Below are 17,689 nucleotides of genomic sequence, written 5' to 3'. Positions count from 1 at the left end.
GAGGGACATCATGAAGACAACATGGTCCGGCACTCGCGCGGTGACGGTCGCGACCCTCGCCGCCGCGCTCTTCGCGCCGTATGCCGCGCGAGCGGCGCAACCCGACGACGATCCTGAGAAAGTGGTGCGCTGGCTCGACTTCAAGGAAGGCACGTTCAAGGGCCGCGCGATCGACCCGCACGGCGATGCGGTCATCAAGCTCGATGCGCCCGCGCGCGCGGCGGATGCCGCCGTCGTGCCGATCGCGGTCAACGCGCAATTCCCCCAGACGCCCACGCATTACATCAGGAAGCTCTATCTTTTCATCGACGAGAATCCCGAGCCTTATGCGGGTTCGTTCGAGTTCACACCGGAATCGGGACTCGCGACGATCGAAACGCGCGTGCGCGTGGAGGACTACACGTTCATGCGTGTGATCGCCGAGACCAACGACGGCAAGCTCTATAGCGCAATTCGCTTCGTGAAGGCATCCGGCGGCTGCTCCGCGCCCGCCGACAAGGACGAGGACGCCGCCGAACGCACCGCGGGACAAGTCAGGATTCAGGCCGAAGGTCAGGCCGTCGCGGGCAAGCCCGAACTCGCGCAATTGATGGTGCGCCATCCGAATCGCACCGGCATGGCGATGAATCAGGTCACGCGCAACTACGCAACGGCGTATTTCATTCGCAAGGTCTCGGTCACGTATGCGGATAAACCCGTGATGATCGCGAATGTCAATTTCTCGATCAGCGAGAACCCGAATTTCCGCTTCTATTTCGTGCCGGGCGGCAGCGGCGAATTGAAAGCGCATATCGAGGATACGAAGAACAAGCAGTGGGACGGCGCCGTGGCGATCAGCGCGCAACCGGGCGGCGCGCAAACATCGGCGATGAAATGACGGCGAGCCGCTGGCGAGCGCTCGTTTGCATGCTGCTCTTCGCGTTGAGCACGCTCGCGCGCGCGGCGATGAGCGGCATGCCCGCGCCCGTCGCGATCGCGCCGGGCGTGTACGCGTTCCTTGGCGACAACGATGCGGTTGCGCCCGCGAATCACGGCATCGTCGCGAACAATGGCTTCATCGTCGGGCCGGAGGGCGTGACCGTGATCGACACGGGGGCGTCGTATCGCTATGGCCGCGCGATGATCGAAGCGATCCGCAAGATCACGCCGTTGCCGGTGAAGCTCGTCATCATCACGCATCAGGCGCCCGAGTTCGTGTTCGGCGCGGCCGCGTTCCGTGACGACGGCGTGCCGATCCTCGCACACGCGCGCGCCGCGCAACTGATCCGCGAGCGCTGCTCGATCTGCCTCGCCAATCTGCGCAAGACGCTCGGCGAAGATGAAATGGCCGGCTCGCGTGTGACGGTGCCCGACAAGACGGTGAACGGCACGACGGAAATAGAGAGCGGCGGGCGCCAGCTGCAATTGCTGCACTTCGGGCCCGCGAGCACGCCCGGCGACCTCGCCGTGCTCGACACGCAAAGCGGCGTGCTCTTCGCGGGCGGGCTCGTCTCGAACGGACGCATCCCCGAATTGCGCAACGAGCAGATTCCCGGCTGGCTCGCCGCGCTGGAAAACCTGCATGCCCTCGACCTGAAGACGGTTATTCCGGGCTTCGGCGCGCCCTTGCGAGGCGACGGCATCATGCGCACGGGCGACTATCTCCGCGAACTCGATGCAGCGGTGAAGCGAGCCTACAAGAACGGCGTCGGCCTCACCGAGGCGATGCATACCGTGCAAGTGCCCGCGTTCGAGCATGACAAGCTCTATGCGATCGCGCAGCCGCAGAACGTGCAGCGCATCTATCTTCAGCTCGAAAAGCAGTAAACCGTTGCCGCATCTTTCTCTCTAACGCCGTACAACCACCAGGAGACACGACGATGGCTCAGCTCGTAGCGCTATACAAGAACCCGTCCGACCCGAAAGCATTCGACGAATACTATGCTTCGACCCATGCGCCGCTTGCGAAGACGCTGCCGGGCTTGCGGCGCTACGAGATCAGCACCGGGCCGGTCGTGGCCGCGTCGGGCGATTCGCCCTATCACCTCGTCGCGCTGTTGCAGTTCGATTCGCTCGAAGCGATCCAGACCGCGCTCGGCTCGCCCGAAGGCCAGAAGACCGCCGGCGATCTCGCCAACTTCGCTCAGGCTGGCGTCGAGCTATTGATGTTCGATTCGAAAGAGGCCTGATACCGCTCACGCCTTCGGAGACGCAAGTGCGTCTTCCGAAGCGCATCGTCTTTCCTCGGTTCATTTCCCCGCAACGCATGACCCGCATCGCCGAATGGGGATGCTGCACGGTTTTGTATCCATCGATACAATACGTTCTGTATCAGCCGATATAAAACATCGGCCCCTTCGATTTCGATGGAGCAGCATCATGGCGCGACCGCGCAATTTCGACGAGGACAGCGTGCTCGATGCCGTTGCCGAAGCGTTCTGGACGCACGGCTACGAAGGCACGTCCACGCGCGACCTCGTGCAGTACACGGGGCTCACACAACCGAGTCTCTATAACGCTTTCGGCGACAAGCGCGCGCTCTTTCTGCGTGCGCTCGATCACTATCTCGAGCACACCTTGCGCGAGCGCATCCAGCGGCTCGAATCGTCGATGCCGCCTGACCGGGCCATTACCGCCTTCTTTCGCGAGATCGTCGAGCGTTCCGTGTCGGACGAACATCGGCGGGGCTGCATGCTGGTCAACGCGGCGCTCGGGATGTCGCCCGAAGACGAAGAATTTCGCGAACTCATCGCCGAAGAGATGTCGCTGATGCGAGCGTTCTTCGAGCGCTGCATGAAGGCTGGCCTGAAGAGCGGCGCCATCGAGCGCGTGATGTCCGCCGACGCCGCCGCCACCAGCCTCCTCGCGGTGCTGCTCGGCGTGCGCGTGCTGGCACGCGTCGATCCGAAGCCTGCGTTGCTGAGCAATGCCGTCGGACCGACGCTGGCGATGCTCAAGCTGCCGCCTCTCGGCCTGAGCGCCGGAAAGCGCTAAACCTCTCGCACCTTTTTTACGTCACTTTGTCCGGCCGCGTGCACGCGCACCTGGCCGCAGGAGTCGTCATCATGTCGGATCAAACGGTATCGCCTATTCGCAGCGGTCAGCACACTTCGCTCGATGCCCGCGCGCTTTTCGCGATGCTCGCGGGCTTTTGCGCGAGTCTCGTCGCGATCGGGCTCGCGCGCTTCGCTTACACGCCGCTCATTCCGCCGCTCATCGAAGCGCACTGGTTCACGTCATCGCAAGCGGTGACGCTCGGTGCTGCGAATTTCGCGGGATATTTCGCAGGCGCGATTTTCGGCCGCGCGATTGCCCGGGCATTCACCAATCGACACGCGCTGCGCCTCTTGATGGCGATCGCAACGGCCGCGTTCTTTGCGTGCGCGTTTCCGCTATCGATCGCGTGGTTCTTCGCATGGCGCTTTCTGTCGGGCTTGTCCGGCGGCGCGATCATGGTGCTCGTCGCAACGACGATCCTGCCGCATATCCCGCCCGCGCGTCGCGGCTTCGCAAGCGGAATGATCTTTATCGGGCTGGGCTTCGGTATCGCGGCATCGGGCACGCTGATTCCAAGGCTCCTGCATCACGGCCTGCACGATACGTGGATGGGTCTCGGCATGTTCTCGCTCGCGCTAACCGCAGTCGCGTGGTTCGGCTGGCCTGCGGCCAATGCGCCCGCCGTGGCTGCGCAAGCCGCCACGATGCAAGCCGATGCGCTCGGCGGCGCGCGTTTGCGGCTCCTGTACGCGCAATACGCGGCGAATGCACTCGGTCTCGTGCCCGTGATGATTCTGCTCGTCGATTGCATCGCGCGTGGCTATGGACGCGGCGCCGAAGTGGGCGCGAGCTATTGGGTGCTATATGGCGTCGCGGCGATCTTCGGGCCGCTCATCTGCGGGAATGCGGGCGATCGCATCGGCTTCGGCATGGCGTACCGGTTCGTGCTGGCGCTGCAGGCGGGCGCAGTGGCGTTGCTGGCGCTATGCGCGAATCCGTATGTGATCGGTGTCGCGACCGTCGCGCTCGGCGTCTCCACGACGGGCATCGTGCCGCTCGCGCTCGGCCGCGTGCATGAGCTCCTGCCGCACGATCATGTCGAGCAGCGCGCGGCGTGGAGCCGGGCGACATCGGCATTCGCGCTGTGCCAGGCGCTCGCGGGATATGGCTATTCGTTCCTCTTCTCGCATACGCATAACGACTACGCGCTGATCTTCGCGTGCGGTGCCTTTGCACTGGCAGTCGCGTTCGTCGCGGACCTCATCGTGAACCGCAAGCGAGTCGAAGCCTAATCGATCCGGCCGGAGGACGAGTCGCCGGATTCGGTCTCCGGATCGGTCACGCTCAGGTCTTCGCGCCGATGATTGATCGCGAGAAATACGCTCATCAACACGAGAAACGCGACGACGAGCATCGCGGCATTAATGAGCACGCGCTCATAGCCGAGTTCCGTGACGTTGATGAATGGATAGGAATAGAAATCGGAAAGTCTTCCGCGCCATAACGTGATGCAGAGATAAGACAGCGGATAGACGAGCCAGAGCGCACATCGTCGCAATGACAGATGAAAACGCGGCACGAATAAAAACCAGTACAACGCCGCGAGTGCGGGCACGATCGTATGCAGCGATTCATTGACGAGCGCGCGATAACCTGAAGGCGTCCAGAGATATCGCAGCAACGCGTTATAGGCTATCCCGACGAACACGATATACACGACGATCGCCGTAATCACTGTGGGCCTGCGAAAAAATCGCGCGATGGGGAAGTGCGCGCGTGTCGCGACGCATGTGAAGCAAAGTGCGGTCAGCAGTACGGTGACGTTCGTCAGATAGCTGCTCATGCGAGCGATGCCATCGAACACGGTGAAGCCGCGATGCACCACGCGCGCGATGGTGATATCCGTTTGCGCGGCGAACGCGAGCCACGCGATCATCGCGATGGCTGCGGCGAGCGCGAGCGACGCGGTGCTCGGCGTGTGAAGCGGCAACTCGGGCTCTTGCCGCGGCGGTGTGGGAGATGCATTCGGCATGAGGCCCATTTTACGTGTGCGGCAGTCGTGATCGGCAATGCGGCAGCATTCGGGGTGCATGCTGCGCAAGTTAGCGCCCGCGATAGCTCGTTTGCGCTCGCGCCGCTAGAGCGGGATCGAATCAGATCGGATTACTTTCATATTACGAGATATTGAAAGGAGGAAGACTTTCGGGCGTCGCGGCGCCCGGGTCCGGTGCGCAGGTGAGGTCCGCGCAGCGCGTCAAACAACACGACGTAATTCCTCTTTACGCACTGCGTCCATGACCGGGCCACCAACGCCTTCCGAATCGAACCTTCAGCCAAGCTTGCCTACCGCATCCCGCAACGCCGTCCGCAGCCCCTCCTCAACCACCGGATGATAAAACGGCATCCGCAACATCTCATCGACGGTAAGCGTCATTTGCAAAGCCCACGCAAGCAGATGCGCAATATGCTCCGCATCCGGCCCGATCCATTCCGCGCCGACGAAGCGGCGGCTCGCGCGATCGACATACACGTGCATCAGCCCGCGATTCCTGAGCATCACGCGGCTGCGCCCTTGATCCTCGAAGCTCACTTCGCCCGTCACGAAAGTGCCTTGCTTTAGGTCCACGTAACGCGCACCGACCATCGCAATGCCCGGATCCGTGAACGCAATCGCGATCGGCGCGCGCCGCTCGACCGCCACGACATGCGGATAACGCGCTGCATTCGTCCCTGCGGCGCGACCTTCGTCGGCGGCTTCGTGAAGCAGGGGCAGCACGCCGTTCGCATCGCCCGCGATGAATACCGGATGCGTGCCCGCCTGCAAGGTCAGCGCATCATGGAGCGGCGATCCATCGTCATCGAGTGCGAGGGACGTGTCGTGCAGACCAAGCCCGCCGACATTCGGCTTGCGTCCCGCGGCCACGAGCACATAGTCGAACGTGTCCTCGATCAGCTCCCCGGCACCGGAGACATAACGCAGGCGCACCTCATCGCCTTCGCGCAAAGCGGCTTCGACTTGCGCACGCGGCTCGAAATGAAGCGCTTCTGCGAATACACGTTCGGCATAGCCGCGCACATCCGGATCGCTCAAGGGCCCGACGCGTCCGCGCGCACCCAATACCGATACCCGCACGCCGAGCCGCGCCAGCGCCTGACCCAGTTCCAGCCCGATGACACCCGCGCCGATCACCGCGACGCGCTTCGGCAGGTCGTCCCATGCGAACACGTCGTCGTTGATGACCGCGCGATCGCCGAGCGCGCGATACATCGCGGGCATGACGGGGCTCGATCCGGTCGCGATCACGACGCTCTTCGCGTGCACTCGCGTGTGCTCGCCCACTTGCAGCAAGTTGTCGTCGATGAAACGCGCATAGCCGATGAGCTTGTCCGCATCGGGCATCGCATCGACACCCGCAACGACGAAGCCCACGAAGCGATCGCGCTCACGCTTCACGCGCGCCATCACCTCGCGCCCGTCGATAAGCACCGCGCCGTCGATATGCACGCCGAATGCATCGGCGTGAGTCGCGTGATACGCCGCGTCGGCCGCAGCGATGAGCAGCTTCGAAGGCATACATCCGACGCGCGCACACGTCGTTCCGTGCGCGCCGCCTTCGATGAGAATCGCCGAGGCGCCCGCCGCCTTCGCCGCGCGATACGCGGAAAGTCCCGCGCTGCCCGCGCCGATGATGGCGACATCCGTATGGATCGTGTTCATGATGAAGTCCCGAATGGTTGTTGCATTTGCAACCATCATGACGCGCGCCACACGAAACGCGAATGCTCGTTCGGATCGATTTCCTGCTCGATCGTCTCAGACGACGGCGCGATGAAGTCATGTATTCATCTAGACGTCTCATGCGCGTCACTGTCTCGTCATGTTCGCTTCCTAGAATCTCCCGAACGTTTCAGCGCGCCGTTTGAGCGCGCCCATCGAGGGAAGCTATGGACGCAATTCGCATCGAGCGTCTCACCAAGACGTTCGGAAACGGCCGCAAGGCGCTCGATTCCGTCGATCTGCGCGTGGAGGAGGGCGAAATGGTCGCGCTCATCGGCGCATCGGGGTCCGGCAAATCGACGCTCCTGCGGCACATCGCGGGCTTCACGGCATCCGACCCCGCGCCATCGCACGTCACGTTGCTCGGCCGGCCGATCCAGCAGAACGGCAGGATCGTGCGCGAAGTGCGCCCGATCCGCCGCGACGTCGCCTTCGTGTTTCAGCAATTCAATCTAGTCGGACGCCTTTCGGTGCTGACCAACGTGCTGATCGGCGCGTTGTCGCGCGTATCGCTGTGGCGGCGTCTCGCGGGCCGCTTCCCGCGCGGCGAGCGCTCGCTCGCGATGGAATCGCTCACCGCGATGGGCATCGGCGAGCACGCATTCGAGCGCGCGAGCAATCTGTCCGGCGGCCAGCAGCAACGCGCCGCACTGGCCCGCGCGCTCGTGCAGCGCGCGCGCATCGTGCTCGCCGATGAGCCCATCGCATCGCTCGATCCCGAATCGGCGCGCCGCGTCATGGAGTTGATGCAGGCGCTCAATCGCGAGCACGGCCTGACGGTCGTCGTGTCGCTGCATCAGATCGATGTGGCGATGAAGTACTGCCCGCGCACGATCGCGTTGCGCGATGGCCGCGTCGTGTTCGACGGCGCGAGCGAGCGCCTCACGTCCGCCGTGCTGCGCGAGCTGTACGGCTCGTCGGCGGACGAACTGCTCACGCATCGCAGCGCGCCGAGCGCGCACACGCAAGCTTCGCAGGCATTCGCCTCGGCCGCGGGCGTTTAAGTTTCGAACCGAACATCAACCCTGGATCGCATCATGAAAACAGCCCGTCTCTTCCTGGCCGGCGCCGCGCTCGCGTCTTGCCTTCTGACGCAGACCGTTCTTGCCGAGACGATCAACTTCGGCATCATCTCCACCGATTCGTCCGCCGCGCTCAAGCAGCGCTGGCAGCCGCTCATCGACGATCTGAACAAGCAGACCGGCCTCGACGTGAAGGCGTATTTCGCGACCGACTATGCGGGCATCATCGAGGCGATGCGCTTCAACAAGGTGCAGATCGGCTTCTTCGGGAATGCTTCGGCGATCGAAGCCGTCGATCGTTCGAATGGCGAAGTCTTCGCGAAAGTGAAGTACAAGAACGGCGAAGCGGGCTATTACTCGCTGCTCATCACGAACGCGAACAGCAAGTGGAAGTCGCTCGATCAGGTGCTGAAGAACACGAAGGACATCAATCTCGGCTTCGGCGATCCGAACTCCACGTCGGGCACGCTCGTGCCTTCGTACTATCTGTTCGCGAAGAACGGTATCAATGCGAAGCGCGCGTTCAAGAGCGTGTTGCCGTCGAGTCATGAGGCGAACATGCTCGCGGTCGTGAACGACAAGATCGACGTCGCGACCAACAACACCGACATGCTCGACACCATCAAGAAGCAGCATCCGGAGCTGTATCCGAAGGTGCGCGTGCTGTGGAAGTCGCCGCTGATCCCGTCCGACCCGCTCGTGTGGCGCCGCGATCTGCCGCAGGCGACGAAGGAAAAGCTGCGCAGCTTCTTCGATCACTACGCTGAAAAGGATCCGCGCGAGCAGGCGGTGATGGCTTCGATATCGGGTTATTCGGGCTTCGCGGATTCGTCGAACGCGCAGCTCGTGCCCATTCGTCAGATGTCACTCTTTCAGAAGAAGGAGCAGGTGCAGAACGATGCGCATCTCGACGCCGCCGACAAGGAAGCGCAGCTCGCAGCGCTCGATCAGAAGATCGCCGCGCTCGACAGCACGGCGGCGAAGTAAATGAAGCCGCTCGACGTAGCCACGTTCGAGGCCGGCGTCGTCCGGCCCATCACGACGAGCGCACCCAGGCGAAGCTGGACGTCGATGCTCGGCTGGATCGTCGTCATCGCCGTGCTCGGGCTGTCATGGAAAAGCGCGGACATGCGTCCGCTCGATCTGCTCGGCGCATCGGGCAACATGAGCGAGTTCGCACGCGACTTCTTTCCACCCGACTTCACGGAATGGCGCACGTATGCGCATGAAATGATCGTGACGCTCGCGGTCGCGGTGTGGGGCACGGCGCTCGCGCTGGTTTGCGCAGTGCCGTGCGGCTTGCTTTCGGCGCAGAACATCGCGCCCGCGTGGGTCTCGCAACCGGTGCGACGTTTGATGGACGCGTGCCGCGCGATCAACGAAATGGTCTTCGCGATGCTCTTCATCGTCGCGGTCGGGCTCGGTCCGTTCGCCGGCGTGCTCGCGCTTTGGGTGCATACGACGGGCGTGCTCGCGAAGCTTTTCGCGGAAGCGGTCGAGGCCGTCGATTCGAGGCCCGCCGAAGGCGTGCGCGCCACCGGCGCGAGCAGTCTCGATGAAATCGTCTACGGCGTGCTGCCGCAGGTGTTGCCGTTGTGGATCTCGTTCGCGCTGTATCGCTTCGAGTCGAACGTGCGCTCCGCGATGGTCGTCGGCATGGTGGGCGCGGGCGGGATCGGCGTCGTGCTCTATGAGGCGATCCGCTCGTTCAACTATGCGCAGACATGCGCGGTGATGCTGATCGTCATCGTGATCGTGTCGCTGATCGACCTCGTATCCGGCTGGGTGCGCGAGCGCGTGATCTGAGCTGCGTCACGACATCAGGACGTGGCGGCATTTGCGTGTCTGCCTCAAAATTCCTCGGCCACCGTGAATTGTCCCGTCGCGGAAGAGAGAAGGGCGCGGTGAGCCTAGACGCGGCCCGCGACCGCGAGCACGTCGAGGAATTGCGTGCCGGCGTCGGCGAGCATGCCGGAATTGTCGATGTTCACGACGCGCGCGTGCGACGGCAATTCGAACGCGGGGCGGCGCGCAAGCCGCGCTTCGATCTGCCGCGCATCCTCGCGTCCGCGGCGCGCGAGACGCGCGGCCAGGACCGAAGGCGTTGCATCGATATGCACGAAGCGCGCGTCGGGATAACGGTCGAGCGCGAGTCCCGCGTGCTGCCGCGAACCGTTCACGACGACGGGCATGCCGCGCGCAAGCCACGCATCCAGTTCGATGCCGATGCCGTAGCGCAGCCCGAGGCTCGTCCAATGCATCGCGAAGAGGCCATATGAAAGCCTCGAAGTGAACTCGTCATGCGACAGCGCGATATGGTTCTCCCCTTCCCCGACCGCGCGCGTGATGTAGCGATGCGCGAACATCACCTGCGCGCCGATGCGTTCGCGCGCGAAGCCGAGCAAAGAGTCCTTGCCCGCGCCCGATGGTCCCATCACGTAGATCAGTTTCGAGCTATCGACTTCGGTCATGCCACATCCTGTGCGTTGTTGAACGGCAGGCGCTGCCACAGCGTGAAGGCCGCGCCCGGCTCGGGTTCGATGAAAAGCGCCGCGCCGTGCACCGGCAGCGGGCCGAGCGCATCGATGCGCCGCATCCATTCCGACACGATCGACGCGCGCGCGTTCGCGTCGTCGAGCGAATCTGAAAGCGTCATGTGAAAGCGATATTCGTCGAAGACATACGGATAGCCCCATGCGCGCAGAAGCTCGACCTGGCGCGCGCTCATGTCCTCGTGAATGCGCCGTTCGAGGCTTTCAGGCGAAGGCGTGGCGCGTAGCCCGGAAAGCGCCTGCAGGGCACTGGCGGCGAGCGTGCGAAGCGTCGCGTCGTCGCTGGCTTCGGCGGGCCGCAGCGCGACGAAGCGGCCCAGTTCGGCCGCCTTGACGCGCATCTCGAAGCGCGGCACTGCGCTTGCCCATGCGCGAGCGCACGCGAGCACGTCCGCGAGTTCGATGCCGGGGGCCATGTGGAAGGGCGCGACGAGCGTCGCGTGCCAGCCGTAACGGCGCGGCGCATGCGTGACGTCATGAACGGCCGTCGCGGTCTCGCGTCCGTTCTCGGGATCGCGCCCGAGCCACTCGCAACCGTCGCGCCACCATGCGGAGGAGGCGGGCGGGGCGTAATAGAGCGCCACGCGCGGATGGGCGGCAACGCTCATAGATCGTGCTCGACCATCAACTGCACGCGGTCCGCCGCGAAATGCGTGATGCCGTATTTGATCGGCACGCCGTTCTCGTCGACATCGACGTTCTCGACCCACAGCACCGGCTGCTGACGATTGATCTGCAAGCGCCGCGCCACGTCCGACGAAGGAAGCACGCTGCCGATGCGGCTCCATTTGCGCGTGTAGTCCTTCACGCCGAACTTCGCAAGCGCAGCGCTGATGCCGCCCGCCGCTTCGATCGACGCGGGCAGATCGTTGAAGCGCGTGGCCGGATACCAGTTACGCGCGTAAGTCATCGGGATGCCGTCGGAATCGTGGCGCGTTTCGATCTGATAGACGAGCGTGCCCGCGCGCACGCCGAGTGCCTTCGCGACGGCCGGATCGGCCTTCACGCGCTCCGAGCTCAACACGACGCCCGCCGACGTGTGCTTCTGGCGGCGCAGGTTCTCCGTGAAGCGCGTGCGGCGTCCGATCTGATAGTCGATCGCGCCCGGCTGCACGAACGTGCCGCGCCCCTGCTCGACGCTGACGAGGCCCGTCGCGGCGAGCCGAAGCATCGCGCGGCGCACGGTATGACGGTTCACGTCGAAGCGCCTGGCGAGTTCGGCCTCGCTCGGCAGACGTCCTTCGTCGCCGAAGCTCTTTGCGGCGATCTCCGCGGCGAGGATCTGCTCGATCTGCCGCCAGACCGCAACCCCCGCGCCGCGCTCGACCGCATGGAGAGGCGCGGCATTTTCGCTGGATGTCATGGCGCTGTCATTCCTGTCGGTTTGAATATCGTTCTTCCGGATTGTAGTGCGCAACTCGTGATGGAAATGTGAAAAGCCTCACTACACGACCAAACGTCTAGACGACTAGATAAGGCGACGAGTAGCATAGGACGGCCGGATCCTTTCGAACATAGGGAAAGCGATGAGTAATTCAATGGAGTCGCGGAACGCTTTCGGCCGCCGTGAATGGATGGCGGTGCTCGCGCGCACGCCGCGCGACGCGCTGAAACAGGCGCTCGATGCGGCGCTCGAAGGCGCGAAGGTGCCCGCTTATGTGTGGCTGCGCGCGCCGGACATCGGGCTTGCGATGGTGCGCGGGCGCATCGGCGGCACGGGCGATGCGTTCAATCTCGGCGAGACGACCGTCACGCGCGCCACGCTGCGTCTCGTGCTCGACGACGGCAGCGCGCCAGTCGGCGTCGCGGTACACATGGGCCGCGACAAGGAGCGCGCAACGCTCGCCGCGCTCGCCGACGCGCTCCTGCAGATGCCCCGCTATGCGGACAAGTTGCAGACGCAACTGGTTGCACCGCTGGCCGCACGCATCGCCGATGAGCGGCGTCGCAAGGAAGCCGAAGCGGCCGCGACCAAGGTCGAATTTTTCACGATGGTGAGAGGCGAATGATGCAGATCGACATGACCCGGCTCGTGCCCGGCTTCAACGACACGGTGCACGACGCGCAGCGCGTGTTCCGCGCGTTGCTCGATGCGCTGTCGCGCCCGGGCAGCATCGTCGCGATCGATGCCGCGTTGCCGAACAATCACGCAATGCGCGATGCGCTCGCCGCACGCGTGCCGCTCGCGGCGTTCGCGTCGCTGCTCGCGCTGACGGATTATTCGACGCCGGTTTTCATCGAGCGCGAAGACGGCGTGCTGGGCGACGCCCTGCGTTTTCACGCGAGCGCGACCTTGACGCGCGATCGCCGCGCGGCCGCGTTCGCCTATATCGACGATGCGCGCGACATGCCTTCGCTCGATACGTTTTCGCACGGCGATCCCGAATCGCCCGAGGACTCCGCGACGTTGTTCATTCGCGTGCCCTCGTTGACCGAAGGCGAACCGCTTGCATGGCGCGGTCCCGGCATCGCGGCGTCGCGCACGGTGGGCATTGCGGGATTGTCGCGCGAGTTCTGGCGCGAGCGCGCGGCGCTCACCGCGCTCTTTCCTTGCGGCATCGATTGCTACTTCGTCGCGGGCGGCTCGCTCGTCGGCCTGCCGCGCACGACGCACGTGGAGGTGAGCTGATGTACGTCGCGGTCAAGGGTGGTGAACGCGCCATCGAACGGTCATGGGACGTGCTCGCGAAAAAGCGTCGTGGCGATGTCGCCGTGCCCGAGCTTTCCGTCGCGCAGATTCGCGAGCAGATGCGTCTTGCCGTCGCGCGCGTGATGACTGAAGGCTCCGTCTACGACGAAGACCTCGCCGCGCTCGCCATCAAGCAGGCGGCGGGCGATCTCGTCGAAGCGATCTTCCTGCTGCGCGCCTATCGCACGACATTGCCGCGCTTCGGCTACACGCTGCCGATCGACACGGAAGCCATGTGCGTCGAGCGCCGCATCTCGGCGGCGTTCAAGGACATTCCCGGCGGCCAGATGCTGGGCGGTACCTACGACTACACTCAGCGCCTGCTCGATTTCACCTTGCTCGCCGAAGGCGAACAAGTTGGCGATGCAACTATCGCGGCGAAGGCTTCCGGCGAAAGCGCGATGCCGCGCGTGCTGTCCATGCTCGACAAGGAAGGCCTCATCGAGCAGGAACGTTCGCACGAGAACGCGCCGCCACCGGGCGATCTGTCGCGCGAGCCGCTGTCGTTTCCCGCCGATCGCTCGACGCGCCTGCAAAACCTCGCGCGCGGCGACGAAGGCTTTCTGCTCGCGGTCGGCTATGCGACGCAGCGCGGCTATGCGCACAGTCATCCGTTCGCGGGCGAGATCCGTCACGGCGAAGTGGCGGTGGAGATGGTCGTCGATGAGCTGGGCTTCGCGGTCGAGATCGGCGATATCGAAGTGACCGAGTGTCAGATGATCAACCAGTTCGCGGGCAGCGGCGATGTGCCGCCGACGTTCACGCAAGGCTATGGCCTCGCCTTCGGTCATTCGGAGCGCAAGGCGATGGCGATGGCGCTCGTGGACCGCGCATTGCGCGCGGAAGAACTGGGTGAGTCCGTTGCTTCGCCCACGCAGGATGCCGAGTTCGTGCTGTACCACAGCGATAACGTGGAAGCGTCCGGTTTCGTGCAACACCTGAAATTGCCGCATTACGTCGATTTCCAGTCCGAGCTGGAGCTGCTTCGCCGCCTGCGTGCGGCGCATGGCGCGGATGACAACAAGGAGAATGCGGCATGAACGCACTCACCGAAGGCTATAACTTCGCGTACCTCGACGAGCAGACCAAACGCATGATTCGCCGTGCGCTGCTCAAGGCGGTGGCGGTGCCGGGTTATCAGGTGCCGTTCGCGTCGCGCGAAATGCCGCTTCCGTATGGATGGGGCACGGGCGGCTTGCAGGTGACGTCGGCGATCATCGGCGAGAGCGATACGTTGAAAGTTATCGATCAAGGCTCCGACGAGACGACGAACGCGGTGAACATCCGCCGCTTCTTCGCGCGCACCGCGGGCGTGGCGACCACCACGCGCACGGCGGAGGCGACCATCGTGCAGACGCGCCACCGCATTCCGGAGACGCCGCTGACGGACAAGCAGATCATCGTCTATCAGGTGCCGATGCCCGAGCCGCTGTTCCGTCTCGAACCGCGCGTGACGGAGTGCAGAAAGCTCCACGCGCTCGCGGACTATGGCCTCATCAACGTGAAATATTATGAGGATATCGTGCAGCACGGCAGCATTGCGACGACTTACGATTATCCGGTGCTGGTGAACGACCGCTATCTCACATCGCCCTCGCCGATCCCGAAGTTCGACAACCCGAAGATGCACATGAACCCTGCATTGCAACTCTTCGGCGCTGGCCGCGAACGGCGCATCTATGCGATACCGCCTTATACGAAAGTGAAGAGCCTGGATTTCGAGGATCATCCGTTCAGCGTGCAGAAGTGGGAGCACGCGTGCGCGCTGTGCGGTTCGCATGAAAGCTTTCTCGACGAGATGATCGTCGACGATCAGGGCACGCGCATGTTCGTCTGCTCCGACAGCGATTACTGCCATAGCCGTCGCGACGACGAAGAGGTCGCGCAATGAACGCACTGCTGAAGGCGACGCGCCTCACGAAGCGTTATGACGGACGCGGCGGTTGTGTCGATATCGATCTCGAGGTCTATCCGGGCGAGGTGCTGTGCATCGTCGGCGAATCGGGCTCGGGCAAATCGACCTTGCTGAATGCGCTCGCGTTGCGCAGCGAAATAGACGGCGGCGCGCTCACCTACACCACGCGCGAAGGGGAGGCGCTCGATCTATCGACGCTTGCCGAAGCACGCAAGCGTCTTCTGTCGCGCACCGAATGGGGCTTCGTGCACCAGAACGCACGCGACGGCCTGCGCCGCAACGTATCCGCGGGCGCGAACATCGGCGAGCCGTTGATGGCGATCGGCGCGCGTCACTACGGACGGTTGCGCGAAACTGCCGCCGACTGGATGAGCCGCGTCGAACTGGATGCGGCGCGCATCGACGAATTGCCTTCGGCGTTTTCGGGCGGCATGCAACAGCGCTTGCAGATCGCGCGTAATCTGGTGACGGGGCCGCGCCTCGTGTTCATGGACGAGCCGACCGCCGGCCTCGATGTATCCGTGCAGGCGCGCCTGCTCGACCTGCTGCGCACGTTGACGAGCAAGCTGCATCTCGCCGCGGTGATCGTCACGCACGACATCGGCGTCGCGCGTCTGCTCGCGCATCGGCTGATGGTGATGAAGGACGGGCGCGTCGTCGAGAGCGGTCTTACGGACCAGGTGCTCGATGATCCGCAACATCCTTACACACAGACGCTCGTCGCGTCCGTGCTGCCCGTTTGAGGTGCGACAGATGACCATGAATGCCTTTGTCACGAACGACACGCTGATGCTGCAGGCACGCGGCATCGAAAAGACCTTTACGCTGCATCAGCAGGGGGGCGTCCGTATTGCTGCGCTGTCGGGCGTTTCGCTCGATGTCGAGCGCGGCGAATGTGTCGTGCTCGCGGGTGCATCGGGTGCGGGCAAGAGCACGTTCCTGCGCTGCATGTACGGCAACTATCTCGCGACGCGCGGCACCATCGCGATTCGTGACGACAGCCGTGCATCGCGCCACGTCGTGCTGACCGAAGCCGCGCCGCACGAGATCATCCGCTTGCGAAACACGACGATGGGCTATGTCAGCCAGTTCCTGCGCGCGATTCCGCGTGTGTCGTCGCTCGATCTCGTTGCGGAGCCGCTCGTGTCGCGCGGCGTGGACGAAGACGAAGCGCGCGCTCGCGCATGCGCGTTGCTCGAACGCCTCAACGTGCCGCGACGCCTGTGGGCGCTCGCGCCCGCGACGTTCTCGGGCGGCGAACAGCAGCGCGTGAACATCGCGCGCGGGCTGATCGCGGCGCATCCTCTTCTTTTGCTCGATGAACCCACCGCGTCGCTCGATGCCGAGAACCGCGACGTGGTCGCGGACCTCATCGTCGAGGCGCGCGAGCGAGGCGCGGCGATCGTCGGCATCTTTCATGACGAGGACACGCGCGAGCGCGTCGCGACCCGCATCGTGCGGCTCGCGAGCGCCGGCGGCGCTTCCGTTCAAACCGATTCCGGAGTGTGGCAGACATGCTGATCAAGAATGCGCGCATCGTGACGCGCGACGAGGAGTTCGCGGGCACCGTGCGTGTCGAGGACGGACGCATCGCCGACATCGCGCCGGGCAATACATCGGCGCGCGATGCCGTCGACTGGGACGGCGACTATCTGCTGCCGGGCTTCGTCGAACTGCATACGGACAACATCGAAAAGCATCTCGCGCCGCGTCCGGGCGTGTTGTGGAATCACGAGGCCGCGATCATCGTCCATGACGCGCAAGTGGCATCCGCCGGCATCACGACGGTGTTCGATGCGCTCGGCGTGGGCTCGCGTCCCGAAGACGGCGTGCGCGGCCGCGAACTCCAGGTGCAATGCGCGAAGTCGATCGGCAAGTTCGTCGAGCGCGATCTCCTGCGCGCCGATCACTTTCTGCATCTGCGTTGCGAAGTGGGCACGACGGATGTCGTCGAAGTGTTCGATTCGCTCTCGTCTCATCCGCTTTTCAGGCTCGCGTCGGTGATGGATCACACTCCGGGGCAACGGCAATGGCAGGACCACGAGAAGTGGCGCAAATATCAGGAGCGTCACGGCAAGTGGAGCGACGAGCACACGAAAAAGATCCTCGCCGAGCTGGCGGAACATCAGGCGCGCTATGCCGCGAAGCATCGCGCGGAAATCGTCGGGCGTTGCAAGTCCCTGAACATCTCGCTCGCGAGTCACGACGACACGCTCGTCGAGCACGTCGAGGAAGCGGCGCGCGACGGCATCGCGCTCGCCGAATTCCCGACGACGCTCGACGCCGCCCGCGCCGCGCGCCACCACGGCATCGCGACCATCATGGGCGCGCCGAACGTCGTGCGCGGCGGCTCGCATTCGGGCAACGTGTCGGCGCTCGAACTGGCGCGCGAAGGGCTGCTGGATATCCTGTCCTCGGACTACGTGCCGTCCAGTCTGCTGATCGCTGTATTCGATCTCGTGAGCAAAGCGGCCTGGTCGCTGCCGCGCGCGGTCGCGACGGTGTCGTGGGCGCCGGCGCATGCGGCCGGCCTGACCGATCGCGGCGCCATCGCGGCGGGCCTGCGCGCGGACTTCGTGCGCGTCGCGTCGGTGGACGGATTGCAGGTTCCACGCGAGACGTATCGCGCGGGACGGCGCGTAGCCTGACACGCCGCGCTTCATTCCCATCCCGCCGATAGCCACAGGTCAGCGCTTCGTCATACGCGGGTAAGCCCGCGTTGACGAAGCGCGAGCTTCTTCAGTACCCTCACACGCG

The 17,689-nt window shown here is 64.3% G+C and carries 20 protein-coding genes; 15 read left to right on the top strand and 5 right to left on the bottom strand.

Annotation, left to right across the window (positions count from 1 at the left end; translation table 11 throughout):
- Positions 1 to 10 precede the first annotated feature (10 nt).
- The 5 genes from NCR38_RS19865 (at position 11) to NCR38_RS19845 (ending at position 4,268) form a co-directional block, all read left to right on the top strand.
- Positions 11 to 877: a quinoprotein dehydrogenase-associated SoxYZ-like carrier gene (locus tag NCR38_RS19865; protein ID WP_061120728.1), complete on the top strand. Its 867-nt coding sequence runs from the start codon at positions 11 to 13 to the stop codon at positions 875 to 877.
- Positions 874 to 1,806 (top strand): MBL fold metallo-hydrolase, encoded by a 933-nt coding sequence (locus NCR38_RS19860; RefSeq protein ID WP_061120782.1) that lies wholly within the window; start codon positions 874 to 876, stop codon positions 1,804 to 1,806. Before NCR38_RS19865 ends, NCR38_RS19860 begins: the two co-directional genes overlap by 4 nt.
- A gap of 53 nt (positions 1,807 to 1,859) precedes the next feature.
- Complete coding sequence (locus NCR38_RS19855; protein WP_061120729.1) at positions 1,860 to 2,168, top strand: EthD family reductase; 309 nt, start codon at positions 1,860 to 1,862, stop codon at positions 2,166 to 2,168.
- Between the two features lie 190 nt (positions 2,169 to 2,358).
- A complete protein-coding gene (locus tag NCR38_RS19850; protein ID WP_061120730.1) occupies positions 2,359 to 2,973 on the top strand; it encodes a TetR/AcrR family transcriptional regulator in 615 nt (204 codons plus the stop codon).
- Positions 2,974 to 3,044: 71 nt separating this feature from the next.
- Positions 3,045 to 4,268, top strand: a complete 1,224-nt coding sequence (locus NCR38_RS19845; RefSeq protein WP_061120783.1) for a YbfB/YjiJ family MFS transporter — start codon at positions 3,045 to 3,047, stop codon at positions 4,266 to 4,268.
- Here NCR38_RS19845 and NCR38_RS19840 read toward each other — a convergent pair.
- Together NCR38_RS19840 and NCR38_RS19835 are read right to left on the bottom strand one after the other, a co-directional pair.
- Complete coding sequence (locus NCR38_RS19840) at positions 4,265 to 5,008, bottom strand: Pr6Pr family membrane protein (RefSeq protein ID WP_250477511.1); 744 nt, start codon at positions 5,006 to 5,008, stop codon at positions 4,265 to 4,267. The two genes, NCR38_RS19845 and NCR38_RS19840, sit on opposite strands and share 4 nt — an antisense overlap.
- A 297-nt stretch (positions 5,009 to 5,305) precedes the next feature.
- On the bottom strand, positions 5,306 to 6,694 hold the full coding sequence (locus NCR38_RS19835; protein WP_061120785.1) for a dihydrolipoyl dehydrogenase: 1,389 nt from the start codon (positions 6,692 to 6,694) through the stop codon (positions 5,306 to 5,308).
- A gap of 227 nt (positions 6,695 to 6,921) precedes the next feature.
- Here NCR38_RS19835 and phnC point away from each other — a divergent pair, with 227 nt between their 5' ends.
- From phnC to phnE, 3 genes are all read left to right on the top strand, one after another.
- Entirely contained in the window at positions 6,922 to 7,758 is an 837-nt protein-coding gene (gene phnC, locus NCR38_RS19830; protein WP_061120731.1) for a phosphonate ABC transporter ATP-binding protein, read from the top strand.
- Between the two features lie 33 nt (positions 7,759 to 7,791).
- The gene (gene phnD, locus NCR38_RS19825) at positions 7,792 to 8,763 is read left to right on the top strand and encodes a phosphonate ABC transporter substrate-binding protein (protein ID WP_250477510.1); all 972 of its coding nucleotides are present in this window, start codon (positions 7,792 to 7,794) and stop codon (positions 8,761 to 8,763) included.
- Positions 8,764 to 8,847: 84 nt separating this feature from the next.
- The gene (phnE, locus tag NCR38_RS19820; protein ID WP_250477514.1) at positions 8,848 to 9,582 is read left to right on the top strand and encodes a phosphonate ABC transporter, permease protein PhnE; all 735 of its coding nucleotides are present in this window, start codon (positions 8,848 to 8,850) and stop codon (positions 9,580 to 9,582) included.
- 104 nt (positions 9,583 to 9,686) lie between these two features.
- On the opposite strand, the gene phnN is transcribed toward phnE, so the two are convergent.
- From phnN to phnF, 3 genes are read right to left on the bottom strand one after another with little or no spacing between them, the layout of a single operon-like run.
- Positions 9,687 to 10,247, bottom strand: coding sequence for a phosphonate metabolism protein/1,5-bisphosphokinase (PRPP-forming) PhnN (gene phnN / locus NCR38_RS19815; RefSeq protein ID WP_061120734.1), 561 nt, complete (start codon positions 10,245 to 10,247; stop codon positions 9,687 to 9,689).
- Positions 10,244 to 10,936 carry a DUF1045 domain-containing protein gene (locus NCR38_RS19810; RefSeq protein ID WP_061120735.1) on the bottom strand — a complete coding sequence of 231 codons (693 nt, stop codon included), beginning with the start codon at positions 10,934 to 10,936 and terminating at the stop codon, positions 10,244 to 10,246. The genes phnN and NCR38_RS19810 overlap by 4 nt, the downstream gene beginning before the upstream one ends.
- Positions 10,933 to 11,691, bottom strand: a complete 759-nt coding sequence (phnF, locus tag NCR38_RS19805) for a phosphonate metabolism transcriptional regulator PhnF (RefSeq protein WP_061120736.1) — start codon at positions 11,689 to 11,691, stop codon at positions 10,933 to 10,935. The genes NCR38_RS19810 and phnF overlap by 4 nt, the downstream gene beginning before the upstream one ends.
- Positions 11,692 to 11,854: 163 nt before the next feature.
- On the opposite strand from phnF, the gene phnG reads away from it, so the two are divergent.
- The 7 genes from phnG to NCR38_RS19770 are packed head-to-tail and all read left to right on the top strand — an operon-like array spanning position 11,855 to position 17,580.
- On the top strand, positions 11,855 to 12,337 hold the full coding sequence (gene phnG, locus NCR38_RS19800) for a phosphonate C-P lyase system protein PhnG (protein WP_061120737.1): 483 nt from the start codon (positions 11,855 to 11,857) through the stop codon (positions 12,335 to 12,337).
- Complete coding sequence (gene phnH, locus NCR38_RS19795; RefSeq protein WP_061120738.1) at positions 12,334 to 12,957, top strand: phosphonate C-P lyase system protein PhnH; 624 nt, start codon at positions 12,334 to 12,336, stop codon at positions 12,955 to 12,957. Before phnG ends, phnH begins: the two co-directional genes overlap by 4 nt.
- Positions 12,957 to 14,057 carry a carbon-phosphorus lyase complex subunit PhnI gene (locus NCR38_RS19790; protein WP_061120739.1) on the top strand — a complete coding sequence of 367 codons (1,101 nt, stop codon included), beginning with the start codon at positions 12,957 to 12,959 and terminating at the stop codon, positions 14,055 to 14,057. Before phnH ends, NCR38_RS19790 begins: the two co-directional genes overlap by 1 nt.
- Positions 14,054 to 14,908 carry an alpha-D-ribose 1-methylphosphonate 5-phosphate C-P-lyase PhnJ gene (locus NCR38_RS19785; RefSeq protein ID WP_061120740.1) on the top strand — a complete coding sequence of 285 codons (855 nt, stop codon included), beginning with the start codon at positions 14,054 to 14,056 and terminating at the stop codon, positions 14,906 to 14,908. The genes NCR38_RS19790 and NCR38_RS19785 overlap by 4 nt, the downstream gene beginning before the upstream one ends.
- Positions 14,905 to 15,675 carry a phosphonate C-P lyase system protein PhnK gene (phnK, locus tag NCR38_RS19780; RefSeq protein WP_061120741.1) on the top strand — a complete coding sequence of 257 codons (771 nt, stop codon included), beginning with the start codon at positions 14,905 to 14,907 and terminating at the stop codon, positions 15,673 to 15,675. The genes NCR38_RS19785 and phnK overlap by 4 nt, the downstream gene beginning before the upstream one ends.
- 10 nt (positions 15,676 to 15,685) lie before the next feature.
- Entirely contained in the window at positions 15,686 to 16,453 is a 768-nt protein-coding gene (phnL, locus tag NCR38_RS19775; protein ID WP_061120742.1) for a phosphonate C-P lyase system protein PhnL, read from the top strand.
- Positions 16,447 to 17,580 carry an alpha-D-ribose 1-methylphosphonate 5-triphosphate diphosphatase gene (locus tag NCR38_RS19770; RefSeq protein ID WP_061120743.1) on the top strand — a complete coding sequence of 378 codons (1,134 nt, stop codon included), beginning with the start codon at positions 16,447 to 16,449 and terminating at the stop codon, positions 17,578 to 17,580. Before phnL ends, NCR38_RS19770 begins: the two co-directional genes overlap by 7 nt.
- The last annotated feature ends 109 nt before the right edge of the window (positions 17,581 to 17,689 follow it).

It is taken from the genome of Caballeronia sp. INML1, from assembly GCF_023631085.1.
Classification (GTDB): Bacteria; Pseudomonadota; Gammaproteobacteria; order Burkholderiales; family Burkholderiaceae; genus Caballeronia; species Caballeronia turbans.
The sequence above is the reverse complement of the archived record's forward strand: the minus strand, read 5'-3'. Positions and strand labels throughout refer to the sequence as shown.

What these genes read in the sequence shown, in the direction of transcription:
- NCR38_RS19865 (WP_061120728.1), top strand. Translation starts at nt 11, where the DNA reads ATGAAGACAACATGGTCCGGCACTCGCGCGGTGACGGTCGCGACCCTC.
- NCR38_RS19860 (WP_061120782.1), top strand. Translation starts at nt 874, where the DNA reads ATGACGGCGAGCCGCTGGCGAGCGCTCGTTTGCATGCTGCTCTTCGCG.
- NCR38_RS19855 (WP_061120729.1), top strand. Translation starts at nt 1,860, where the DNA reads ATGGCTCAGCTCGTAGCGCTATACAAGAACCCGTCCGACCCGAAAGCA.
- NCR38_RS19850 (WP_061120730.1), top strand. Translation starts at nt 2,359, where the DNA reads ATGGCGCGACCGCGCAATTTCGACGAGGACAGCGTGCTCGATGCCGTT.
- NCR38_RS19845 (WP_061120783.1), top strand. Translation starts at nt 3,045, where the DNA reads ATGTCGGATCAAACGGTATCGCCTATTCGCAGCGGTCAGCACACTTCG.
- NCR38_RS19840 (WP_250477511.1), bottom strand. Translation starts at nt 5,008, where the DNA reads ATGCCGAATGCATCTCCCACACCGCCGCGGCAAGAGCCCGAGTTGCCG.
- NCR38_RS19835 (WP_061120785.1), bottom strand. Translation starts at nt 6,694, where the DNA reads ATGAACACGATCCATACGGATGTCGCCATCATCGGCGCGGGCAGCGCG.
- phnC (WP_061120731.1), top strand. Translation starts at nt 6,922, where the DNA reads ATGGACGCAATTCGCATCGAGCGTCTCACCAAGACGTTCGGAAACGGC.
- phnD (WP_250477510.1), top strand. Translation starts at nt 7,792, where the DNA reads ATGAAAACAGCCCGTCTCTTCCTGGCCGGCGCCGCGCTCGCGTCTTGC.
- phnE (WP_250477514.1), top strand. Translation starts at nt 8,848, where the DNA reads ATGCTCGGCTGGATCGTCGTCATCGCCGTGCTCGGGCTGTCATGGAAA.
- phnN (WP_061120734.1), bottom strand. Translation starts at nt 10,247, where the DNA reads ATGACCGAAGTCGATAGCTCGAAACTGATCTACGTGATGGGACCATCG.
- NCR38_RS19810 (WP_061120735.1), bottom strand. Translation starts at nt 10,936, where the DNA reads ATGAGCGTTGCCGCCCATCCGCGCGTGGCGCTCTATTACGCCCCGCCC.
- phnF (WP_061120736.1), bottom strand. Translation starts at nt 11,691, where the DNA reads ATGACATCCAGCGAAAATGCCGCGCCTCTCCATGCGGTCGAGCGCGGC.
- phnG (WP_061120737.1), top strand. Translation starts at nt 11,855, where the DNA reads ATGAGTAATTCAATGGAGTCGCGGAACGCTTTCGGCCGCCGTGAATGG.
- phnH (WP_061120738.1), top strand. Translation starts at nt 12,334, where the DNA reads ATGATGCAGATCGACATGACCCGGCTCGTGCCCGGCTTCAACGACACG.
- NCR38_RS19790 (WP_061120739.1), top strand. Translation starts at nt 12,957, where the DNA reads ATGTACGTCGCGGTCAAGGGTGGTGAACGCGCCATCGAACGGTCATGG.
- NCR38_RS19785 (WP_061120740.1), top strand. Translation starts at nt 14,054, where the DNA reads ATGAACGCACTCACCGAAGGCTATAACTTCGCGTACCTCGACGAGCAG.
- phnK (WP_061120741.1), top strand. Translation starts at nt 14,905, where the DNA reads ATGAACGCACTGCTGAAGGCGACGCGCCTCACGAAGCGTTATGACGGA.
- phnL (WP_061120742.1), top strand. Translation starts at nt 15,686, where the DNA reads ATGACCATGAATGCCTTTGTCACGAACGACACGCTGATGCTGCAGGCA.
- NCR38_RS19770 (WP_061120743.1), top strand. Translation starts at nt 16,447, where the DNA reads ATGCTGATCAAGAATGCGCGCATCGTGACGCGCGACGAGGAGTTCGCG.